Genomic DNA, 16223 nt, shown 5'->3' with positions numbered 1-16223 from the left:
TCAGCAGTCCACCGTGACCCGCAGGAAGGTCGCGGGAATGCAGGTGGTCGCGTCGGTGGCGTTGGTGTTCTGGCTGGTGAACAGCTCTTCCAGCTCGGCGTGCAGTTCAGCGGCGCGACCGTTCGCCTCCGCCGCCTGGTAGGCGTTCATGGTGGGGCCGTAGTAGGTCTTGAAGGTGGCCAGGAACTCCGACGGGCTCGCATCCAGTTCGAAGGTGTAGGTGTCCCTGGCGAAGGAGATGTCGTCGGCCGGGACGCCGGCACCGGTGAAGCGCTCGACGACGTCCTTGTCGATCCCCCACGTCACGGGGCTGACGAAGCCCTCCGGTGGGGGTGGCGAGTATGCGGAGCTGATCCGCAACAGTTGCGCCACCAGGGTCGGATCACCCGGAATCCAGTTGCCCATGACGATCCGGCCGCCGGGCCGGGTTACCCGCACCATCTCCTTCGCGACCTCGGACGGGCGCGGCGCGAACATTGCACCGAAGAAGCTGAGAACCAGGTCGAAGGTGGCGTCCGGGAATTCGCCGAGGTCGCTGGCGTCACCCTGCTGGAAGGTCAGGTTCGTCAGACCGTGCCGCTCCGCCCGGCGCGTCCCGGCGGCGACCAGCGGCTCGGAGATGTCGACGCCCAGTACCCGGCTGGCATACCTCGCCGCCGGCAGTGCGGTGGTTCCGTCGCCGCATCCCAGATCCAGCACCGTGAGATCGGGCGTGATCCCGAGCCTGGCGACGATTGCCTCGCCGCTGGCTCGCATGCTTTCCGCGATCCGCGTGAAATCGCCCTTTTCCCATAGAGCCTTGTTCGCGTTCACCCACACTCCCCCATCATGTCGACACGTTCCAGGAGCGGGACAGCAGCCGTAAAGTACCGGCTCCGGTCGAGCTTTCTGGATCCTTCCCAGCGTTGTGCGCACCCGTCGGCACCCGGGCGCTCTGTTCGTGATCGGCCGACCTACCGCCTGTCGATCCGGTGATGCCATCTCGGTGTCCGGGTGGGATCGACCCATCCCGGCGGGATCCACGTTGGCAGGCCGTCGACCAGCCGGCAGGCCCAGCCCGCGGCCTCGAAGTCGCGGTGATGGCTGGAGCACAGCAGCGTCAGGTTGTCCAGATCGGTAGTTCCGCCGTCGGCCCAGGGCACGATGTGGTGGCGTTGGCACCACTCGGGCGGCTTGTCGCACCCCGGGAAGGAGCAGCCGCCATCCCGCGCGATCAGGGCAAGGGTCTGGCTGCGGGTAGCGATCCGCTTGGTGCGGCCCTGCCGCAGCACCGCGCCCCGGGCATCGCGTACCAGCAGGGTGATGGCCGCCTCGTCGGCAAGCTTCAACGCCTGGCCGACGGTGAGCAGCTGGCCGAAGCTGGTCTCGGCCCATCCCTGCCGGTCCGCGAGCTGGTCTGCGGTCATGCTGATGATCACCTGGGCCGGTGCGCCGGAGTCGAGCAACTCGGTGCGCCGGACGGCCAGACCGGCCAACTCCTGCAATGCGTCGTGCATTCGCTGACCGTGGTTGCGGGAGTCCGGAATCGCCTGGGCCGGGTCGCCGGCCATGCCCTGTGCCGGACGGGGCGCCGAGCGCGGGCTCAGCCAGGACAGCAACAGCGCGCCGCAGGCCGGTGTCAGCCGGCCGACCGCCCGGTACCCGCCATCGGCTTGGGGCATGAGCGCGAACGATCGGCGGCGGGCGTGCTCGGCATCGGAGGCGAGCACGCCGTCCGGGTCCAGCTGGGCCAGGATCCGCCGTCCGGCGATGCCCACCTGGCGCGGTGGCAGGTGCGCGGCGGTCACGACCAGGTGTCGTTCGGCGGCCGAGACATCCGCCGGAGCCACCGAACCGGGCAGCTCCTCCAGCGTCTCGGCGATCACCCTGGCCTGCTCTACCGACACCACCCCCGCCGCCTGGCCGGCGGCTACCTCGGGCAACAACGACTCCAGCCGCTCGCCGGTGAGCGACCAGCGCGGTCCGCACACCTGCGACGCGCTCACCCGCTGCTTGGCCTCGTGCGGGGAGAGCCGCAATGCCGCCTGCAGCAGCGTCGATGTCGATGCCACCACCAGCCGGCCCGCCAGCGCGCGCCGGTCGAGTTCGGCGACCAGGGCGTGGTCCACCACCGCAAGCCGGCGCCGGAGGCTCTCGAACTCCTGCAGCTCGGCCAGCACGTCGGCGTCGGTCAGCTTGCCGAACAGGTCGGCCGTCACGTCCGCGAGGTAGCGCGAGAGCTCACCGACGACCTCGCGCAGCGGCGCCGACGGCTGTCCGTCAGCCAGTGTGTCCATGCATCGGACACTAGCGACAGGGTCTGACAAAACCCTTTCAGAGAAAGGGAGTCCTCACCGTCAACGACAGCCTGAGGGCGCTGAGCGGCGAAGGCGAAGCGCGACGTCAGCTGGCCAACGGCTCAGGGCGGTCCAACCGAGCCCCCCGCTCCAGCAGGCCGTACCGCACCGCGTCGGCCAGTGCCAGCCAGGACGCCTCGACGATGTTCGGATGCACCCCGACCGTCGTCCACTCGCTGGCCTTGTCGGAGGTTTCGATGAGCACCCGGCTGGTCGCGTCGGTGCCGTGCTTGCCCGGCACGATGCGCACCTTGTAGTCGGACAATTCCAGATCGGCCAGCTGCGGGAAGATCCCTTCCAGCGCCGAGCGCAGCGCCAGGTCCAGCGCGTTGATCGGGCCGTTGCCCTCCGCGGTGGTGATCATCCGCCGGTCACCGGCACGCACCTTCACGGTCGCCTCGGTGATCATGCTGCCGTCCTCGCCCCGGTCGATGATCACCCGGTAGGACTCCAGCACGAACTGCACGGGCACGGTGTGCAGTTCCTCGCGTACCAGCAACTCGAACGAGGCATCCGCCGCCTCGTAGGACCAGCCGGCCGACTCCTGGGCCTTGATGCGGTCCACCACCTTGCCGACCACGTCCGGGTGCGTCCGGAGATCCACTCCCAGCTCGGCCGACTTCAGCTCCACCGAGGCCCGGCCGGCCATCTCGGTGATCAGGATGCGCTGGCTGTTGCCGACCAGCGTCGGGTCGAGGTGGTTGTACAGCTCGGGCCCGACCTTGATCGCCGAGGCGTGCAGCCCCGCCTTGTGCGCGAAGGCGGAACCGCCCACGTAGGGTGCGTGCGGGTCCGGCGCGAGATTGGCGATCTCGGCGATGGCATGCGCGACCCGGACGCTCTCGGCGATCGTGCCGGGCGGCAGCACGTCCAGCCCCATCTTGAACACCAGTCCGCCGAGCACCGAGAACAGGTTCGCGTTGCCGGCCCGCTCGCCGTAGCCGTTGGCGGTGCACTGGACGTGGGTCGCACCGGCGGCCACCGCGGCCAGGGTGTTGGCCACCGCGCAGCCGGAGTCGTCCTGGGCGTGGATGCCCAGCCGGATGCCGGTCCGTGCCGCCACCGCCGACACCACCTGCGAGATCCCCATCGGCAGCATGCCGCCGTTGGTGTCGCACAGCACCCCGACGTCCGCGCCGGCCGACGCGGCCGCGTCCAGCACCTGCACCCCGTAGTCGGGATCGTGGGAGTACCCGTCGAAGAAGTGCTCGCAGTCGACGAACACCCGCCGGCCGGCCGCCACCAGGTAGCCCACCGTGTCCGACACCATCGCCAGGTTCTCCTGCGGGCTGGTCCGCAGGGCGCGCTCGACGTGCCAGACGTCGGACTTGGCCACCAGGGTGATCACCGGCGCCCGGCTGGCCAGCAGCGCGGCCACCTGCGGGTCGTCGGCCACCGCGACGCCCGCCTTGCGGGTGGCGCCGAAGGCCACCAGGGTGGCGTGCCGCAACGACAGCTCGCCCGCCGCGGCCCTGGCGAAGAACTCGGTGTCCTTGGGCACCGCACCCGGCCAGCCGCCCTCGATGAACCCGACTCCCAGCGAGTCCAGCAGCCGGGCCACCGCCAGCTTGTCGGTGACCGAGTAGCTGATCCCCTCGCGCTGGGCGCCGTCGCGCAGGGTGGTGTCGAAGACGTGGAAGTCGTCGCTGAACATGTGTTTCCTCAATTCGTCTTCCCGGCTGGAAGCTGCCGGGCCGGACGGGTGGATCAGTGGGCGGCAGCCGCGGCGATCCGCTCGCCGATCTGGTGGGTGCTGCCCGGGTTGCCGGGATCGCGGGTGCCGAGGTCGGCGGCCACCGCCGCCTCGATCCGGGCCGCCGGCTGCTCGTGGCCGAGATGGCCGAGCAGCATCCCGACCGACAGGATCGCCGCGGTCGGGTCGGCCTTGCCCTGGCCGGCGATGTCCGGTGCCGAGCCGTGTACCGGTTCGAACATCGACGGGGTGGTCCGTCCCGGGTTGAGGTTTCCGCTTGCCGCCAGGCCGATGCCACCGGCAACGGCCGCCGCCAGGTCGGTGAGGATGTCGCCGAACAGATTGTCGGTGACGATCACGTCGTACCGGCCGGGATCGGTCACCAGGTAGATCGTCGCCGCGTCCACGTGGTGGTAGGCGACGGTGACGTCCGGGTACTCCTCGGCCACCCGGTGCACGGTCCGGGTCCACAGGTCGCCGGCGTGCACCAGCACGTTGTTCTTGTGCACCAGGGTCAGGTGCTTGCGCGGGCGGCGAGTGGCGCCGTCGAACGCAGCCCGGACGACCCGCTCCACACCGAAGGCGGTGTTGACGCTCACCTCGGTCGCGATCTCGTGCGCGGTGTGCTTGCGCAGCACGCCGCCGTTGCCGGCGTAGGGCCCCTCGGTGCCTTCCCGGTACACCACGAAGTCGATCTCGGGCCGGCCGGCGAGCGGCGTGCTGACACCCGGGTAGAGCTTGGCCGGGCGCAGGTTGACGTAGTGGTCGAGCTCGAACCGCAACCGCAACAGCAAGCCGCGCTCGAGCACCCCGGACGGCACGGACGGATCGCCCACCGCACCGAGCAGGATGGCGTCGTGCTGGCGCAGCTCGGCCAGCACCGAGTCCGGCAGCGCCTCCCCGGTGCGATGCCACTGCGCGGCACCCAGGTCGTAGTGGGTGGTGGTCACCGCGGGCAGCACCGCGTCGAGGACCCGCAGTGCCTGCTCGGTCACCTCGATCCCGATCCCGTCGCCCGGGATGACCGCCAGCTTCACGGAGTCGATCCGCTCTTCGCGCGAGCGCTCATCGCGCCGCGCTGCCCTCGTGGTAGTCGGCGTCGGCGTCACTGTTCACCCAGCTCATCAGGCCGCGCAGCTTGCGACCGGTCTCCTCGATCGGGTGCTGCTCCGCCTTGGCCCGCAACTGCCTGAACTCCGGCGCGCCGGCGTCCTGGTCGGCGATGAACCGGGCGGCGAACGAGCCGTCCTGGATCTCGCGCAGGATGGTGCGCATGTTCTCCTTCACGTGCGCGTCGATCACCCGCGGGCCGGAGACGTAGTCGCCGTACTCGGCGGTGTCGGAGACCGACCAGCGCTGCTTGGCGATCCCGCCCTCATACATCAGGTCGACGATCAGCTTGAGCTCGTGCAGGCACTCGAAGTAGGCGATCTCCGGCTCGTAGCCGGCCTCGGTGAGCACTTCGAAGCCGTACTGGACCAGCTGGGACGCACCGCCGCACAGCACCGCCTGCTCGCCGAACAGGTCGGTCTCGGTCTCCTCGGTGAAGGTGGTCCGGATCGCCCCGGCGCGGGTGCCGCCGATCGCCTTGGCGTAGGACAGCGCGAGCTCGAGCGCCTTGCCGGCGGCGTCCTGCTCCACCGCGACCAGCACCGGGACGCCCTTGCCGTCGGTGAACTGCCGGCGCACCAGGTGCCCGGGGCCCTTGGGCGCCACCATCGCCACGTCCACGTTCGGCGGCGGGGTGATGTAGCCGAACCGGATGTTGAAGCCGTGCCCGAAGAACAGCGCGTCGCCGTCCTGCAGGTTCGGCTCGATCGACTCGGCATACAGCGAGCGCTGCACGTGATCGGGCGCCAGCACCATGATCAGGTCGGCCTCGGCGGCGGCGTCGGCTGGCGTCAGCACCCGCAACCCGGCGTCCTCGGCCTTGCCGCGGCTGCGCGAGCCGGCCGGCAGTCCCACCCGGACGTCCACGCCGGAGTCCCGCAGGTTCAGCGCATGCGCGTGACCCTGGCTGCCGAAGCCGAGGACCGCGACCGTGCGGCCCTGCACGATGGACAGGTCGGCGTCGTCGTCGTAGTACATCTCCACGGCCATCTGGAATGGTGTCCCTCTCGTCCGGCCGGCCGCCCCTGTGACGGCCGCTGCTGTGCTGGATTTCATCCGCTGGATCCCGTCCGCCGAGAAGTCGCGGGCGGGACCGGCGGTCAACCGGCTCGTTCCACGGCGCGCAACGCCGCCTGTGTCATCGAGCGTGGACCCCGGCCGAGTGCCACCATGCCGGACTGCACCATCTCACGGATCAACGGCCCCATCATCTTCAGCACTGCGTCAAGCTTGGCAGGCGGGCCGACCACCTCGACGGTGAGCGCTTCGGGGGTGACGTCGACCACCTTGGCATTGAACAGTTCCACGATATCGAGCACTACCCGGCGGTTGCCGTCGTCGGCGCGCACCTTGACCAGCAGCAGTTCGCGCTGCACCGCCTGGCCCTCTTCGAGCTCGACGATCTTGAGCACGTTGACCAGCTTGTTGAGCTGCTTGGTGACCTGCTCCAGGGCATTGCCCTCGACCGAGACCAGGATCGTGATCCGGGAGATCTCCGGATGCTCGGTGGGCCCGACCGCCAGCGACTCGATGTTGAACCCGCGCCGGCTGAACAGGCCCGCCACCCGGGCCAGCACGCCGGGCTTGTTCTCCACCAGCACCGACAAGGTGTGCACGCTCATCAGTCAGTCCCTCTCCCGCGTACCAAGCTCACTCGTCTGCTGGCTCTTCGCGCGAGCGCTCATCGCTGGCATTCGCTGCGCTCCTCGCTCGCTGCGCTCGCTGCGATGCTCACTCATCGCTCAGACTCCCGAGTCGAAGTCGGGACGGATGCCGCGCGCGGCGAGGATCTCGTCGTTGGAGGTGCCGGCCACCACCATCGGCCACACCATGGCGTCCTTGCCGACCGTGAAGTCCACCACCACCGGCTGGTCGTCGATCGACATCGCCTTCTCGATGGTGGCGTCCACCTCGGCGGCCGACTCGCAGCGCAGGCCCACGCAGCCGAGCGCGTCGGCCAGCTTGACGAAGTCCGGGATCCGGACCGGCGGCTGGCTGCCGCGCGGCCGGTGATGGGTGCCCAGCTCGGTGTTGGAGTACCGCTCCTGGTAGAACAGCGCCTGCCACTGCCGCACCATGCCCAGGTTGCCGTTGTTGATCACCGCGACCTTGATCGGGATTCCCTCGATGGCACAGGTGGCCAGCTCCTGGTTGGTCATCTGGAAGCAGCCGTCGCCGTCGATGGCCCACACCAGGGTGTCCGGCGCGCCGACCTTGGCGCCCATCGCCGCCGGCACCGCGTAGCCCATCGTGCCGGCTCCCCCGGAGTTGATCCAGGTGTAGGGCTTGTCGTAGGAGATGAACTGCGCCGCCCACATCTGGTGCTGCCCCACCCCGGCGGCGAACACCGTGTCGGGACCGGCGATCCTGCCCAGCCGCTCGATCACGTACTGTGGCGCCAGGCTGCCGTCGGCGGGCTCCTCGTAGCCCAGCGGGTAGGTCTCGCGCCAGCGGTCGATCTCGCGCCACCAGCCGGCCAGGTCGGCGCGGTGCCCGGCGGCGAACTCGGCCCGCAGCGCGGTGGTCAGCTCGCCGAGCACCTCGCGGGCGTCGCCCACGATCGGCACGTCGGCCACCCGGTTCTTGCCGATCTCGGCGGGGTCGATGTCGGCGTGGATCACCGCCGCGTGCGGGGCGAACGAGTCCAGCCGGCCGGTTACCCGGTCGTCGAACCGGGTGCCGAGCGCGATCAGCAGATCCGCCTTCTGCAGTGCGGTGACCGCGGCCACCGTGCCGTGCATGCCGGGCATCCCCAGGTGCTGGCGGTGCGAGTCCGGGAACGCGCCGCGCGCCATCAGCGTGGTGACCACCGGTATGCCGGACAGCTCGGCGAACCGGGCGAGCTCGGCGGTGGCGCGGGCCTTGAGCACTCCGCCGCCGACGTAGAGCACCGGACGCCGGGCGGTGGCGATCAGGGCGGCGGCCTCGCGGATCTGCTTGCCGTGCGGCCTGGTCACCGGCCGGTAGCCGGGCAGGTCGAGCACCGGCGGCCACCGGAACGCGGTCTGCTGCTGCAGGATGTCCTTCGGGATGTCCACCAGCACCGGGCCGGGACGCCCAGTCGCGGCAAGGTGGAACGCCTCCGCGATGGTCTGCGGGATCTGCTCGGCGTGCTGCACCAGGAAGTTGTGCTTGGTGATGGGCAGCGTGATCCCGGAGATGTCGGCCTCCTGGAAGGCATCGGTGCCGACCGCCGGCAACGGCACCTGGCCGGTGATGGCCACGATCGGAACCGAGTCGAGAAAGGCATTCGCGATCGGCGTCACCAGATTGGTCGCGCCGGGACCGGAGGTGGCCATGCACACCCCCACCTTCCCGGTGACCTGGGCGTACCCCTCCGCCGCGTGACCGGCGCCCTGCTCGTGCCGTACCAGGATGTGGCGCACCTTGCGGGAGTCGTAGAGCGGGTCATAGGCCGGCAGGATCGCCCCGCCCGGAATGCCGAAGACCACGTCGGTGCCCATCTCCTCCAACGACCGGACCAGGGCCTGCGCGCCGGTGAGCTGCGCGGACTGGTCGGAGGCGGGTGTCGGTGCCATGGCTGGATCCTTCCGGCGGTGCGGTGGTACGTGTTCTGCTTGTGAAGTAAGGCTGTGTAGTGCTGGGTACTAGGACGTCCTAGCGGTCGGGTGGGCAACAAAAAACCCCTCGTGCGGTGTGCACGAAGGGTCTGCGCGTCGCTGCGGTTGGTAGCCGCCGGACGCGCTATGCGATAAGTACCAGGTGCTGCTGCATGGCGATGACCATACACGGGTATCGGCGGCCGTCCAAGGTTCTCCGAGCCGGGCGGCCTCCTTACCGCACGCAGGGAGAGATCTCCCTGCGCTGGAAGGCAATTGGCGTCCGGTGCGATCGGGCAGTGTCCGAAGGCGGATCCGCCTTGCAATCCCACATCATATTTACGTCGATTCGTTGCTGACTTTTGCCATAACCGCGTGGCACCATTCGGGCATGCCAGCGGTGCGGCCCCCTACCTTCTGGTTATGGATGGCGGCGGCGACGATCAGCACGGTCGCCGTGGCCACCATGGTCATGTCGGGCAGCACCCGCCGGCCGCTGACCTTCGCCGGCGCCATCCTGCTGCCCGATCACCCCAGCGCGAGCTCGTCGGTGCTGGCAACGGCCACCAGCCGGCCCAGCACGTCGCCCAGCCGGACGCAGACCGCGCCCTCTGCCGGCACCAACGGCTACGTACCGCCGGTCACCGAACTGCTGCCCGCGGCCAGCACCCGGGCCGGCATCGGCATGCCGGGCGCCGGCACACCCGGACCGACCGCGGCCGGTGCTCCGGCGCCGGCCACCTCCAGCCGGCCCGCACCCCGCACCAGCGAGCCGGCCACCCCGCACTCGGCGTCGAACTCGACCGCCATCGCGCACGCGCTGTTCTCCGCGCTCAACAAGGCGCGCCGGGACGCGGGCCTGCCGGCGCTGAGCTGGAACCCGCGGCTGCAGCGCAGCGCCGCCGGGCACAACGCGGCGATGGCACAAGCCAACCAGCTCAGCCCGCGGGTCGGCGGGGAACCGGCACTGGGCGTCCGGCAGGCGAACCAGGGCGTGCTCGGCAGCTACGCCGCGGAGGTGGTGGGCAACACCGGCACGCTCAGCTCATCCGGCGCCCTGGCCGTCCAGCAGGCGATGCTGGCCGAGCAACCGCCGGACGACAGCCACCGGCAGGCACTGCTGTCCGGCGCGGTCGACGCGGTGGGCATCGACGTGCTGCTCGACCCGGCACACCACCTGCTGTGGATCACCGAGGACTTCGCGCAGCTGTCCTGACCCGCGGGTGGATCAGATCGCGCGGTAGCCGGAGCTTTCCCGTCAGCAGATCGCGCCGTGCGCGGCGGATCCGACCAGCTGGGCGTACTTGCGCAGCACGCCGGTGTCGAACCGGGGCGGCAGCGGCTGCCAGGCCTCCCGCCGCCGCTCCAGCTCCGCCCCGTCGACGTGCAGCTCGATGCTCCGGTTGGCGATGTCGACGACGATCCGGTCCCCGTCGGCGACCAGCGCGATCGGGCCGCCGACCGCCGCCTCCGGGGCGACATGCCCGATGCACAGCCCCGTGGTGCCGCCGGAGAACCGGCCGTCGGTGAGCAGCAGCACGTCCCTGCCGAGGCCGGCGCCCTTGATCGCACCGGTGATCGCCAGCATCTCGCGCATCCCCGGGCCGCCCTTGGGACCTTCCCAGCGGATCACCAGCACGTCGCCGGCCTGCAGCGTGCCGGCCGCCACCGCCTCCATCGCGGCCTGCTCGCGGTCGAAGACCCGGGCGGTGCCGTCGAAGACGTCGGTGTCGAAGCCGGCCGTCTTGACCACCGCGCCCTCCGGAGCCAGCGAGCCATGCAGGATGGTGATCCCACCGGTGCGGTGCAGAGGGCTGGCCAGCGGCCGGATCACCTCGCCGTCCGGCGCGGGCGGCGCCAGCAGCGCCAGGTTCTCCGCCAGCGTCCGGCCGGTCACGGTCAGCGCGTCGCCGTGCAGCAGGCCGGCGTCCAGCAGGGCCCGCATCACCACCGGAATGCCGCCGATCCGGTCCACGTCGGTCATCACGAACCGGCCGAACGGCTTGAGGTCGGCCAGGTGCGGCACCTTGTCGCCGATCCGGTTGAAGTCGTCCAGCGACAGCTCCACCGCAGCCTCCCGGGCGATGGCCAGCAGGTGCAGCACCGCGTTGGTGGAACCGCCGAGCGCCATCACCACCGTGATGGCGTTCTCGAACGCCTGCCTGGTCAGGATCTGACGCGCGGTGATCCCGGCGTCCACCAGGTGCACGGCCGCCTCGCCGGAGCGGCCGGCATAGGCGTCCCGGCGCGAGTCCGGCGCGGGCGGCGCCGCCGAGCCGGGCAGCGACATGCCGAGCGCCTCGGCCGCCGAGGCCATCGTGTTGGCGGTGTACATCCCGCCGCAGGCGCCCTCGCCGGGGCAGACGGCGCGTTCGATCTCGTCCAGCTCGTCGCGGGTGATCTTGCCCGCCAGGCACGCGCCGACCCCCTCGAAGGCGTCGATGATGGTGACGTCGTTGCCGTGCAGCTTGCCGGGCAGCGTGGAGCCGGCGTACAGGAACACCGCGGCGACGTCCAGCCGGGCCGCGGCCATCAGCATGCCCGGCAGCGACTTGTCACAGCCCGCCAGCAGCACCGCGCCGTCCAGCCGCTCGGCCCGGAACACCGTCTCGACCGAGTCGGCGATCACCTCCCGGGAGACCAGCGAGTAGTGCATGCCCTCGTGGCCCATCGAGATGCCGTCGGAGACCGAGATGGTGCCGAACTCCAGCGGGAACCCGTCGGCGCCCCGGACGCCCTCCTTGGCCCGCTTGGCCAGCCGGTCCAGCGACAGGTTGCAGGGCGTGATCTCGTTCCAGGACGAGGCCACCCCGATCTGTGGCTTGCCCCAGTCGTCGTCGCCCATGCCCACTGCGCGCAGCATCCCCCGGGAGGCGGCCCGTTCGATGCCGTCGGTGACCGCGCCGGAGTGCGGCTTGCGGTGGTGGCGTGCCTTACTGCCGGGCTGCTGGGTGCTCACGGCGTCGAGCCTACGACCTAGGCTGGCGGCCATGACGACTCCGCAGCGGACCGTGCTCAAGCATCCGGCGTTGTCCTACCTGATCGTGGCGTTCACCGCGCTGTGCTGCACCGCGGTGGTGCACTCGCCGGTGCTGGCGCTGGTCTACCTGCTGCCGCTGGCCGGGGCGTGCTACGTCGCCCGCACCGCCACCATCGTCGACGAGCGCGGCGTGCACGCCCGGGCGATGTTCGGCTCCCGGATGATCGGCTGGGACGAGCTCGCCGGCCTGCGGCTGGACCGCTCCGGGGCGGTGTACGCGGTGGACCGGATCGGTGGCCAGCTGAAGCTGCCGTGCGTGCGCAGCACCCGGCTGGACGACCTGATCGCTGCCGGCGCCGGACGGATACCGGACCCGGCAGCCGCCGGCTGAGCCGGTTGCGGCGGCCGGCAGGGGCGGCAGCCACCGCGGCGTCAGTACTCGCCGGTGACCACGTTCGCCAGCTGCTCGCCGTGCAGGTACCGGTGCAGCTGGCTGACCAGCAGGGCTGCGAACCGGTCGCCGAAACCCAGCACCGAACCCGCGACGTGCGGGGTGAGCAGCAGGTTGGGAGCCAGCCACAGCGGGTGGTCCGAGGGCAGCGGCTCCGGATCGACGACGTCCACCGCGGCCCGCAGCCGTCCCGAGGTCAGCTCGGCCAGCAGCGCGGCGGTGTGCACTACCGGCCCGCGGGCGGCGTTGACCAGCACGGCGCCGTCCGGCATCGCGGCCAGGAACGCCGCGTCCACCATGCCGACGGTCTCCGGCGTCTTGGGCACGATCAGCACCACCGCGTCGGCGCCCGGCAGCAGGTCGGGCAGCTCTCCGATCGAGAAGACCCCCTCGCGCGCGGTCCGCGCGACCAGCACCGGAATGGCGTCGCAGGCGGTGATCCGGCGGGCCAGCTGCTGGCCGACGTCGCCGGCCCCGACGATCAGCACCCGCTTGCCGGCCAGCTCGTCGGTGACCGAGTAGTCCCAGCGCCGCTGCTGGCGGGCCCGCTCGAACCGGGGGAACTCCCGGAACACCGACAGCAGCGCGGTCAGCGCCCACTCGGCGGTGGACGAGCCGTGCACGCCCCGCGCGTCGCAGAGCTCGACGCCGTCGGGGAGCACCTGCAGCAGCACGTCCACCCCGGCGGTCTGGGCCTGGATCACCCGCAGGCCCGGCATCGCCGCGACGATCCCCCGGTACAGCACCGGGTCGGCGCCCAGGAAGTCCGGCACCCAGAAGTCGACACCGGCCAGCTCCTGGCCCGGCAGGCTGGTCGGCTCGTGGATCACCGCGCCGGACAGCAGCTCGATCAGCTCGGGTTGCGGATCGTCCTGGCGCCGGGCCATGGCCAGCCCGCGGTCGCGGACGGCGGTGGACGGCACGCACAGTTGGCTCACGCGCATCAAACTAGCGTGACGACCGGTGGGTTCTCTCCGTCCCATGCCCGTCACACAGCTCGAGCAGGCAGACTGGACCGGTGTTGCCTTCCCTGCTGACCCGGACGGCGGTCCCGGTGGTGGCCGTCGCCGCCGTGCTGGCCGGCACCACCGGCTGCCGGAGCGGGACGGCCGGCGACCCGCCGACCTGGGTGCCGCAGCCGAACTACCAGGGCAACAACGACCCGCGCCCGCAGCTGCCGGCCCCCCGGCTGCCGGCCCCGTCGCCGTCGGACAGCTCCTCGGGCAGCGCCCCGCCCCCCGGCCCGTCCGGCTCCGCGCCGACCGGCACCCCGGCCACCGACCCCGCCGTGCTGGCGACCAAGCTGAACCAGCCGACCGGGCTGGTGGTGCTGCCGGACGGCACCGCGCTGGTCGGCGAGCGCACCACCGGCAGGATCCTGCGGGTGCAGCCGGTGCCCGGGCGGCCGGCCACCCCGGTGCAGCGGCTGGTCGTGGACGGCAGCGGCGACGGCGGCCTGCTGGACCTGGCGATCTCGCCCACCTTCGACCAGGACGGCCTGGTCTATGCCTACCTGAGCACCGCCACCGACAACCGGGTGGTGCACTTCGCGCTCGGCTCGCCGCCGTCGGCGATCGTCACCGGCATTCCGAAGGGCCGCACCGGCAACGCCGGCCGGCTGGCCTTCGACGCCACCGGCGCCCTGCTGATCGGCACCGGCGACGCCGGCCAGCCGGCACTGGCGGCCTCGACCAGCAGCCTGGCCGGCAAGATCCTGCGCACCAGCGACATCGGCCGGCCGCTGCCGAGCAACCCGCTGCCCAGCTCGCCGGTGTTCAGCCTCGGGCTGCGCAGCGTCGACGGGTTGTGCGTGGACACCCGCACCGGCCTGCGGATCGCGATCTCGGCGGGGACGCCCGGCGTCGGCGGGGACGCCGACGAGGTGAACGTGATCCGTCCGGACAACGACTACGGCTGGCCCGGCAACCTGTCCTCGTCGGTGGATCCGCTCCGGACGCTGCCGCCGGCGCTCGGCGGCGGCGGTGGCTGCGCGATAGCCGCCGGACGGCTGTTCGTGGCCACCTCCACCGGCCGGTCGCTGGCCGTCAGCAACCTGACCCAGGGTTCCGGCGGCGCGGTCACGCTGGGCGCGTTCAGCCCCGCGCTGCAGAACCGGTACGGCCGGCTGGCTACCGTGGTCGCCGCGCCGGACGGGGCGCTGTGGCTGACCACCCGCAACCGGGACGGCCAGGGCAGGCCGACCGCCGACGACGACCGGGTCATCCGGATCTCGCCGTCGGACGACACCGCGAGCCCGATCACCTGACGGTTCGCCCCGCTCAGCGGCGGGCCCGGCGCCGGTGGCCGATGCCGGGATGCCAGGACTCCACCACCAGCAGGTCCACCGGGCCGTCCGGAACGGAGCTGGTGACGTAGGTCAGCACCGCCTCGGTGACGTCCAGCCGGAACGAGGCCGCGTCGGGTGGCACGTCGGGCGGTCGCTCGATCTCGACCAGCCGGCCGGCCAGCTTCGCCTCGCCCAGCCAGGCACCGGGATCGCCCGGCGGCGGTTCCAGGGTCGGCGAGTGCAGCGCCACCCGGGGATCGCGCCGGACGTCGGCCAGCTTCACCGAGTCCGGCATCATGCCCAGCGTCACCTCGTCGTCGGTGACAACGAGCTCGGAGCCGCTGATCCGCGGCGAGCCGTCCCGGCGCAGGGTGGCCAGGGTCTGTTGGTGCCCGCGTCGAAACGGGCCCGCACCCGGGCGGCGAAGTCCGGGGCGTCGGTGGCGAGTTCCCTCCAGCTGGCCATGCCGGATGGTCTACCAGCCGGCACCGACAACGCTCAGCCCTCGGACACTCCGAGCCGTTCCAGCAGGATCGCCCGGACGGTGGCCGCGTCGGCCTGGCCGCGGGTCGCCTTCATCACCGAGCCGACCAGCACCCCGACCGCCGGCAGCTTGCCGCCGCGCACCTTCTCGGCGACGTCCGGGTTGGCCGCGATCGCGGCGTCGGCGGCCTCGGTCAGCGCGCTGGTGTCCGACACCACCGCCAGGCCCCGCTCGGCGATCACCTGCTCGACGTCGTCGCCGGTCTCCAGCACCGCGTCCACCACCTGCCGGCCGAGCGCGGTAGACAGCGTTCCGGCGCCGACCAGCTCGATCACCTTGGCCACCTGCGCCGGCGAGATGGGCAGCACCGCCACCTCGATCTCGCGGGCGTTGGCCAGCTGGGCGAGGTAGCCCAGCCACCAGTTGCGGGCCTCGGCCGCGGGCGCGCCGGCGGCCACGGTGTCGGCGAAGACGTCCACCGCACCGGCGTTGACCAGCGCCTGCAGCTCCTCGGCGCTCAGGCCCAGTTCGGCGCGCAGCCGGCTGCGGCGGGCGGCGGGCAGTTCCGGCAGGCCGGCCCGCAGCTGCTCCACCCAGCCGGCGTCCGGCGCCACCGGCACCAGGTCCGGCTCGGGGAAGTACCGGTAGTCGGTGGCCTCCTCCTTGCTGCGTCCGGACCGGGTCTGGCCGGTGGTCTCCTGGAAGTGCCGGGTCTCCTGCTTGACCTTCCCCCCGGCGTCCAGCAGCGCCGCCTGCCGGATCATCTCCGAGCGCATCGCCCGCTCGACGCTGCGCAGCGAGTTGACGTTCTTGGTCTCGGTCCGGGTGCCCCACTCCGCCGAGCCCGCCGGGGTGAGCGAGGTGTTGACGTCGCAGCGCAGGCTGCCCTGCTCCATCCGGACGTCGGAGACCCCGAGCGTGCGCAGGATGTCGCGCAGCTCCGCCACGTAGGCACGGGCCACCTCCGGGGCCAGCGCACCGGTGCCGGCGACCGGCTTGGTGACGATCTCCACCAGCGGGATGCCGGCCCGGTTGAAGTCGACCAGCGAGTAGTCCGCACCGTGGATCCGCCCGGTCGCGCCGCCGACGTGGGTGTTCTTGCCGGTGTCCTCCTCCAGGTGCACCCGCTCGATCCCGACCCGCACCGTCTCGCCGTGCACCTCGACGTCGAGGTAGCCGTCGGTGCACAGCGGCTCGTCGTACTGCGAGATCTGGTAGTTCTTCGGCATGTCCGGGTAGAAGTAGTTCTTGCGGGCGAACCGGCACCACGAGGCGATCGAGCAGTTCAGCGCCAGGCCGATCTTGATGGTGTACTCGATCGC

13 protein-coding genes and 1 pseudogene are annotated in these 16223 nt (G+C 71.5%); 3 read left to right on the top strand and 11 right to left on the bottom strand.

Going from position 1 to position 16223, the window contains the following annotated elements:
* The 7 genes and pseudogenes from VLJ82_RS08735 to VLJ82_RS08705 form a co-directional block, all read right to left on the bottom strand.
* A complete protein-coding gene (locus VLJ82_RS08735; RefSeq protein ID WP_408662951.1) occupies positions 1-813 on the bottom strand; it encodes a class I SAM-dependent methyltransferase in 813 nt (270 codons plus the stop codon).
* Between the two features lie 140 nt (positions 814-953).
* Positions 954-2276: an HNH endonuclease signature motif containing protein gene (locus tag VLJ82_RS08730; RefSeq protein WP_408662950.1), complete on the bottom strand. Its 1323-nt coding sequence runs from the start codon at positions 2274-2276 to the stop codon at positions 954-956.
* A 106-nt stretch (positions 2277-2382) separates the two neighbouring features.
* On the bottom strand, positions 2383-3990 hold the full coding sequence (gene cimA / locus VLJ82_RS08725) for a citramalate synthase (protein ID WP_408662949.1): 1608 nt from the start codon (positions 3988-3990) through the stop codon (positions 2383-2385).
* Positions 3991-4043: 53 nt separating this feature from the next.
* Entirely contained in the window at positions 4044-5066 is a 1023-nt protein-coding gene (locus tag VLJ82_RS08720) for a 3-isopropylmalate dehydrogenase (RefSeq protein ID WP_408662948.1), read from the bottom strand.
* Between the two features lie 28 nt (positions 5067-5094).
* A complete protein-coding gene (gene ilvC / locus VLJ82_RS08715; protein WP_408662947.1) occupies positions 5095-6129 on the bottom strand; it encodes a ketol-acid reductoisomerase in 1035 nt (344 codons plus the stop codon).
* 110 nt (positions 6130-6239) lie between these two features.
* Positions 6240-6761 carry an acetolactate synthase small subunit gene (gene ilvN / locus VLJ82_RS08710; RefSeq protein ID WP_408662946.1) on the bottom strand — a complete coding sequence of 174 codons (522 nt, stop codon included), beginning with the start codon at positions 6759-6761 and terminating at the stop codon, positions 6240-6242.
* 120 nt (positions 6762-6881) lie between these two features.
* Positions 6882-8690 (bottom strand): annotated as a pseudogene (locus tag VLJ82_RS08705) (acetolactate synthase large subunit); the annotation flags it as partial.
* 436 nt (positions 8691-9126) lie between these two features.
* Between VLJ82_RS08705 and VLJ82_RS08700 the strand changes: the two are divergent.
* Complete coding sequence (locus VLJ82_RS08700; RefSeq protein WP_408662945.1) at positions 9127-9915, top strand: CAP domain-containing protein; 789 nt, start codon at positions 9127-9129, stop codon at positions 9913-9915.
* A 42-nt stretch (positions 9916-9957) separates the two neighbouring features.
* On the opposite strand, the gene ilvD is transcribed toward VLJ82_RS08700, so the two are convergent.
* Positions 9958-11658 (bottom strand): dihydroxy-acid dehydratase, encoded by a 1701-nt coding sequence (gene ilvD, locus VLJ82_RS08695; protein WP_408662944.1) that lies wholly within the window; start codon positions 11656-11658, stop codon positions 9958-9960.
* 31 nt (positions 11659-11689) lie between these two features.
* On the opposite strand from ilvD, the gene VLJ82_RS08690 reads away from it, so the two are divergent.
* Complete coding sequence (locus tag VLJ82_RS08690; protein ID WP_408662943.1) at positions 11690-12070, top strand: PH domain-containing protein; 381 nt, start codon at positions 11690-11692, stop codon at positions 12068-12070.
* A 41-nt stretch (positions 12071-12111) separates the two neighbouring features.
* Here VLJ82_RS08690 and VLJ82_RS08685 read toward each other — a convergent pair whose 3' ends face one another.
* Entirely contained in the window at positions 12112-13068 is a 957-nt protein-coding gene (locus VLJ82_RS08685; protein WP_408662942.1) for a 2-hydroxyacid dehydrogenase, read from the bottom strand.
* Positions 13069-13148: 80 nt separating this feature from the next.
* On the opposite strand from VLJ82_RS08685, the gene VLJ82_RS08680 reads away from it, so the two are divergent.
* Positions 13149-14396, top strand: a complete 1248-nt coding sequence (locus VLJ82_RS08680) for a PQQ-dependent sugar dehydrogenase (protein ID WP_408662941.1) — start codon at positions 13149-13151, stop codon at positions 14394-14396.
* 13 nt (positions 14397-14409) lie between these two features.
* Here the strand turns inward: VLJ82_RS08680 and VLJ82_RS08675 are convergent, their stop codons facing one another.
* Both VLJ82_RS08675 and gatB read right to left on the bottom strand, forming a co-directional pair.
* Complete coding sequence (locus VLJ82_RS08675) at positions 14410-14763, bottom strand: pyridoxamine 5-phosphate oxidase (protein ID WP_408662978.1); 354 nt, start codon at positions 14761-14763, stop codon at positions 14410-14412.
* Positions 14764-14915: 152 nt separating this feature from the next.
* Positions 14916-16223: Asp-tRNA(Asn)/Glu-tRNA(Gln) amidotransferase subunit GatB (gene gatB, locus VLJ82_RS08670; protein WP_408662940.1), on the bottom strand; the 1308-nt coding region annotated here is incomplete at its 5' end.

The sequence above is a fragment of the Jatrophihabitans sp. genome (assembly GCF_035474675.1).
Lineage (GTDB): Bacteria > Actinomycetota > Actinomycetes > Mycobacteriales > Jatrophihabitantaceae > Jatrophihabitans_A.
Note: the sequence above shows the minus strand (reverse complement) of the source record. Positions and strands in the feature narration are given on the sequence as shown.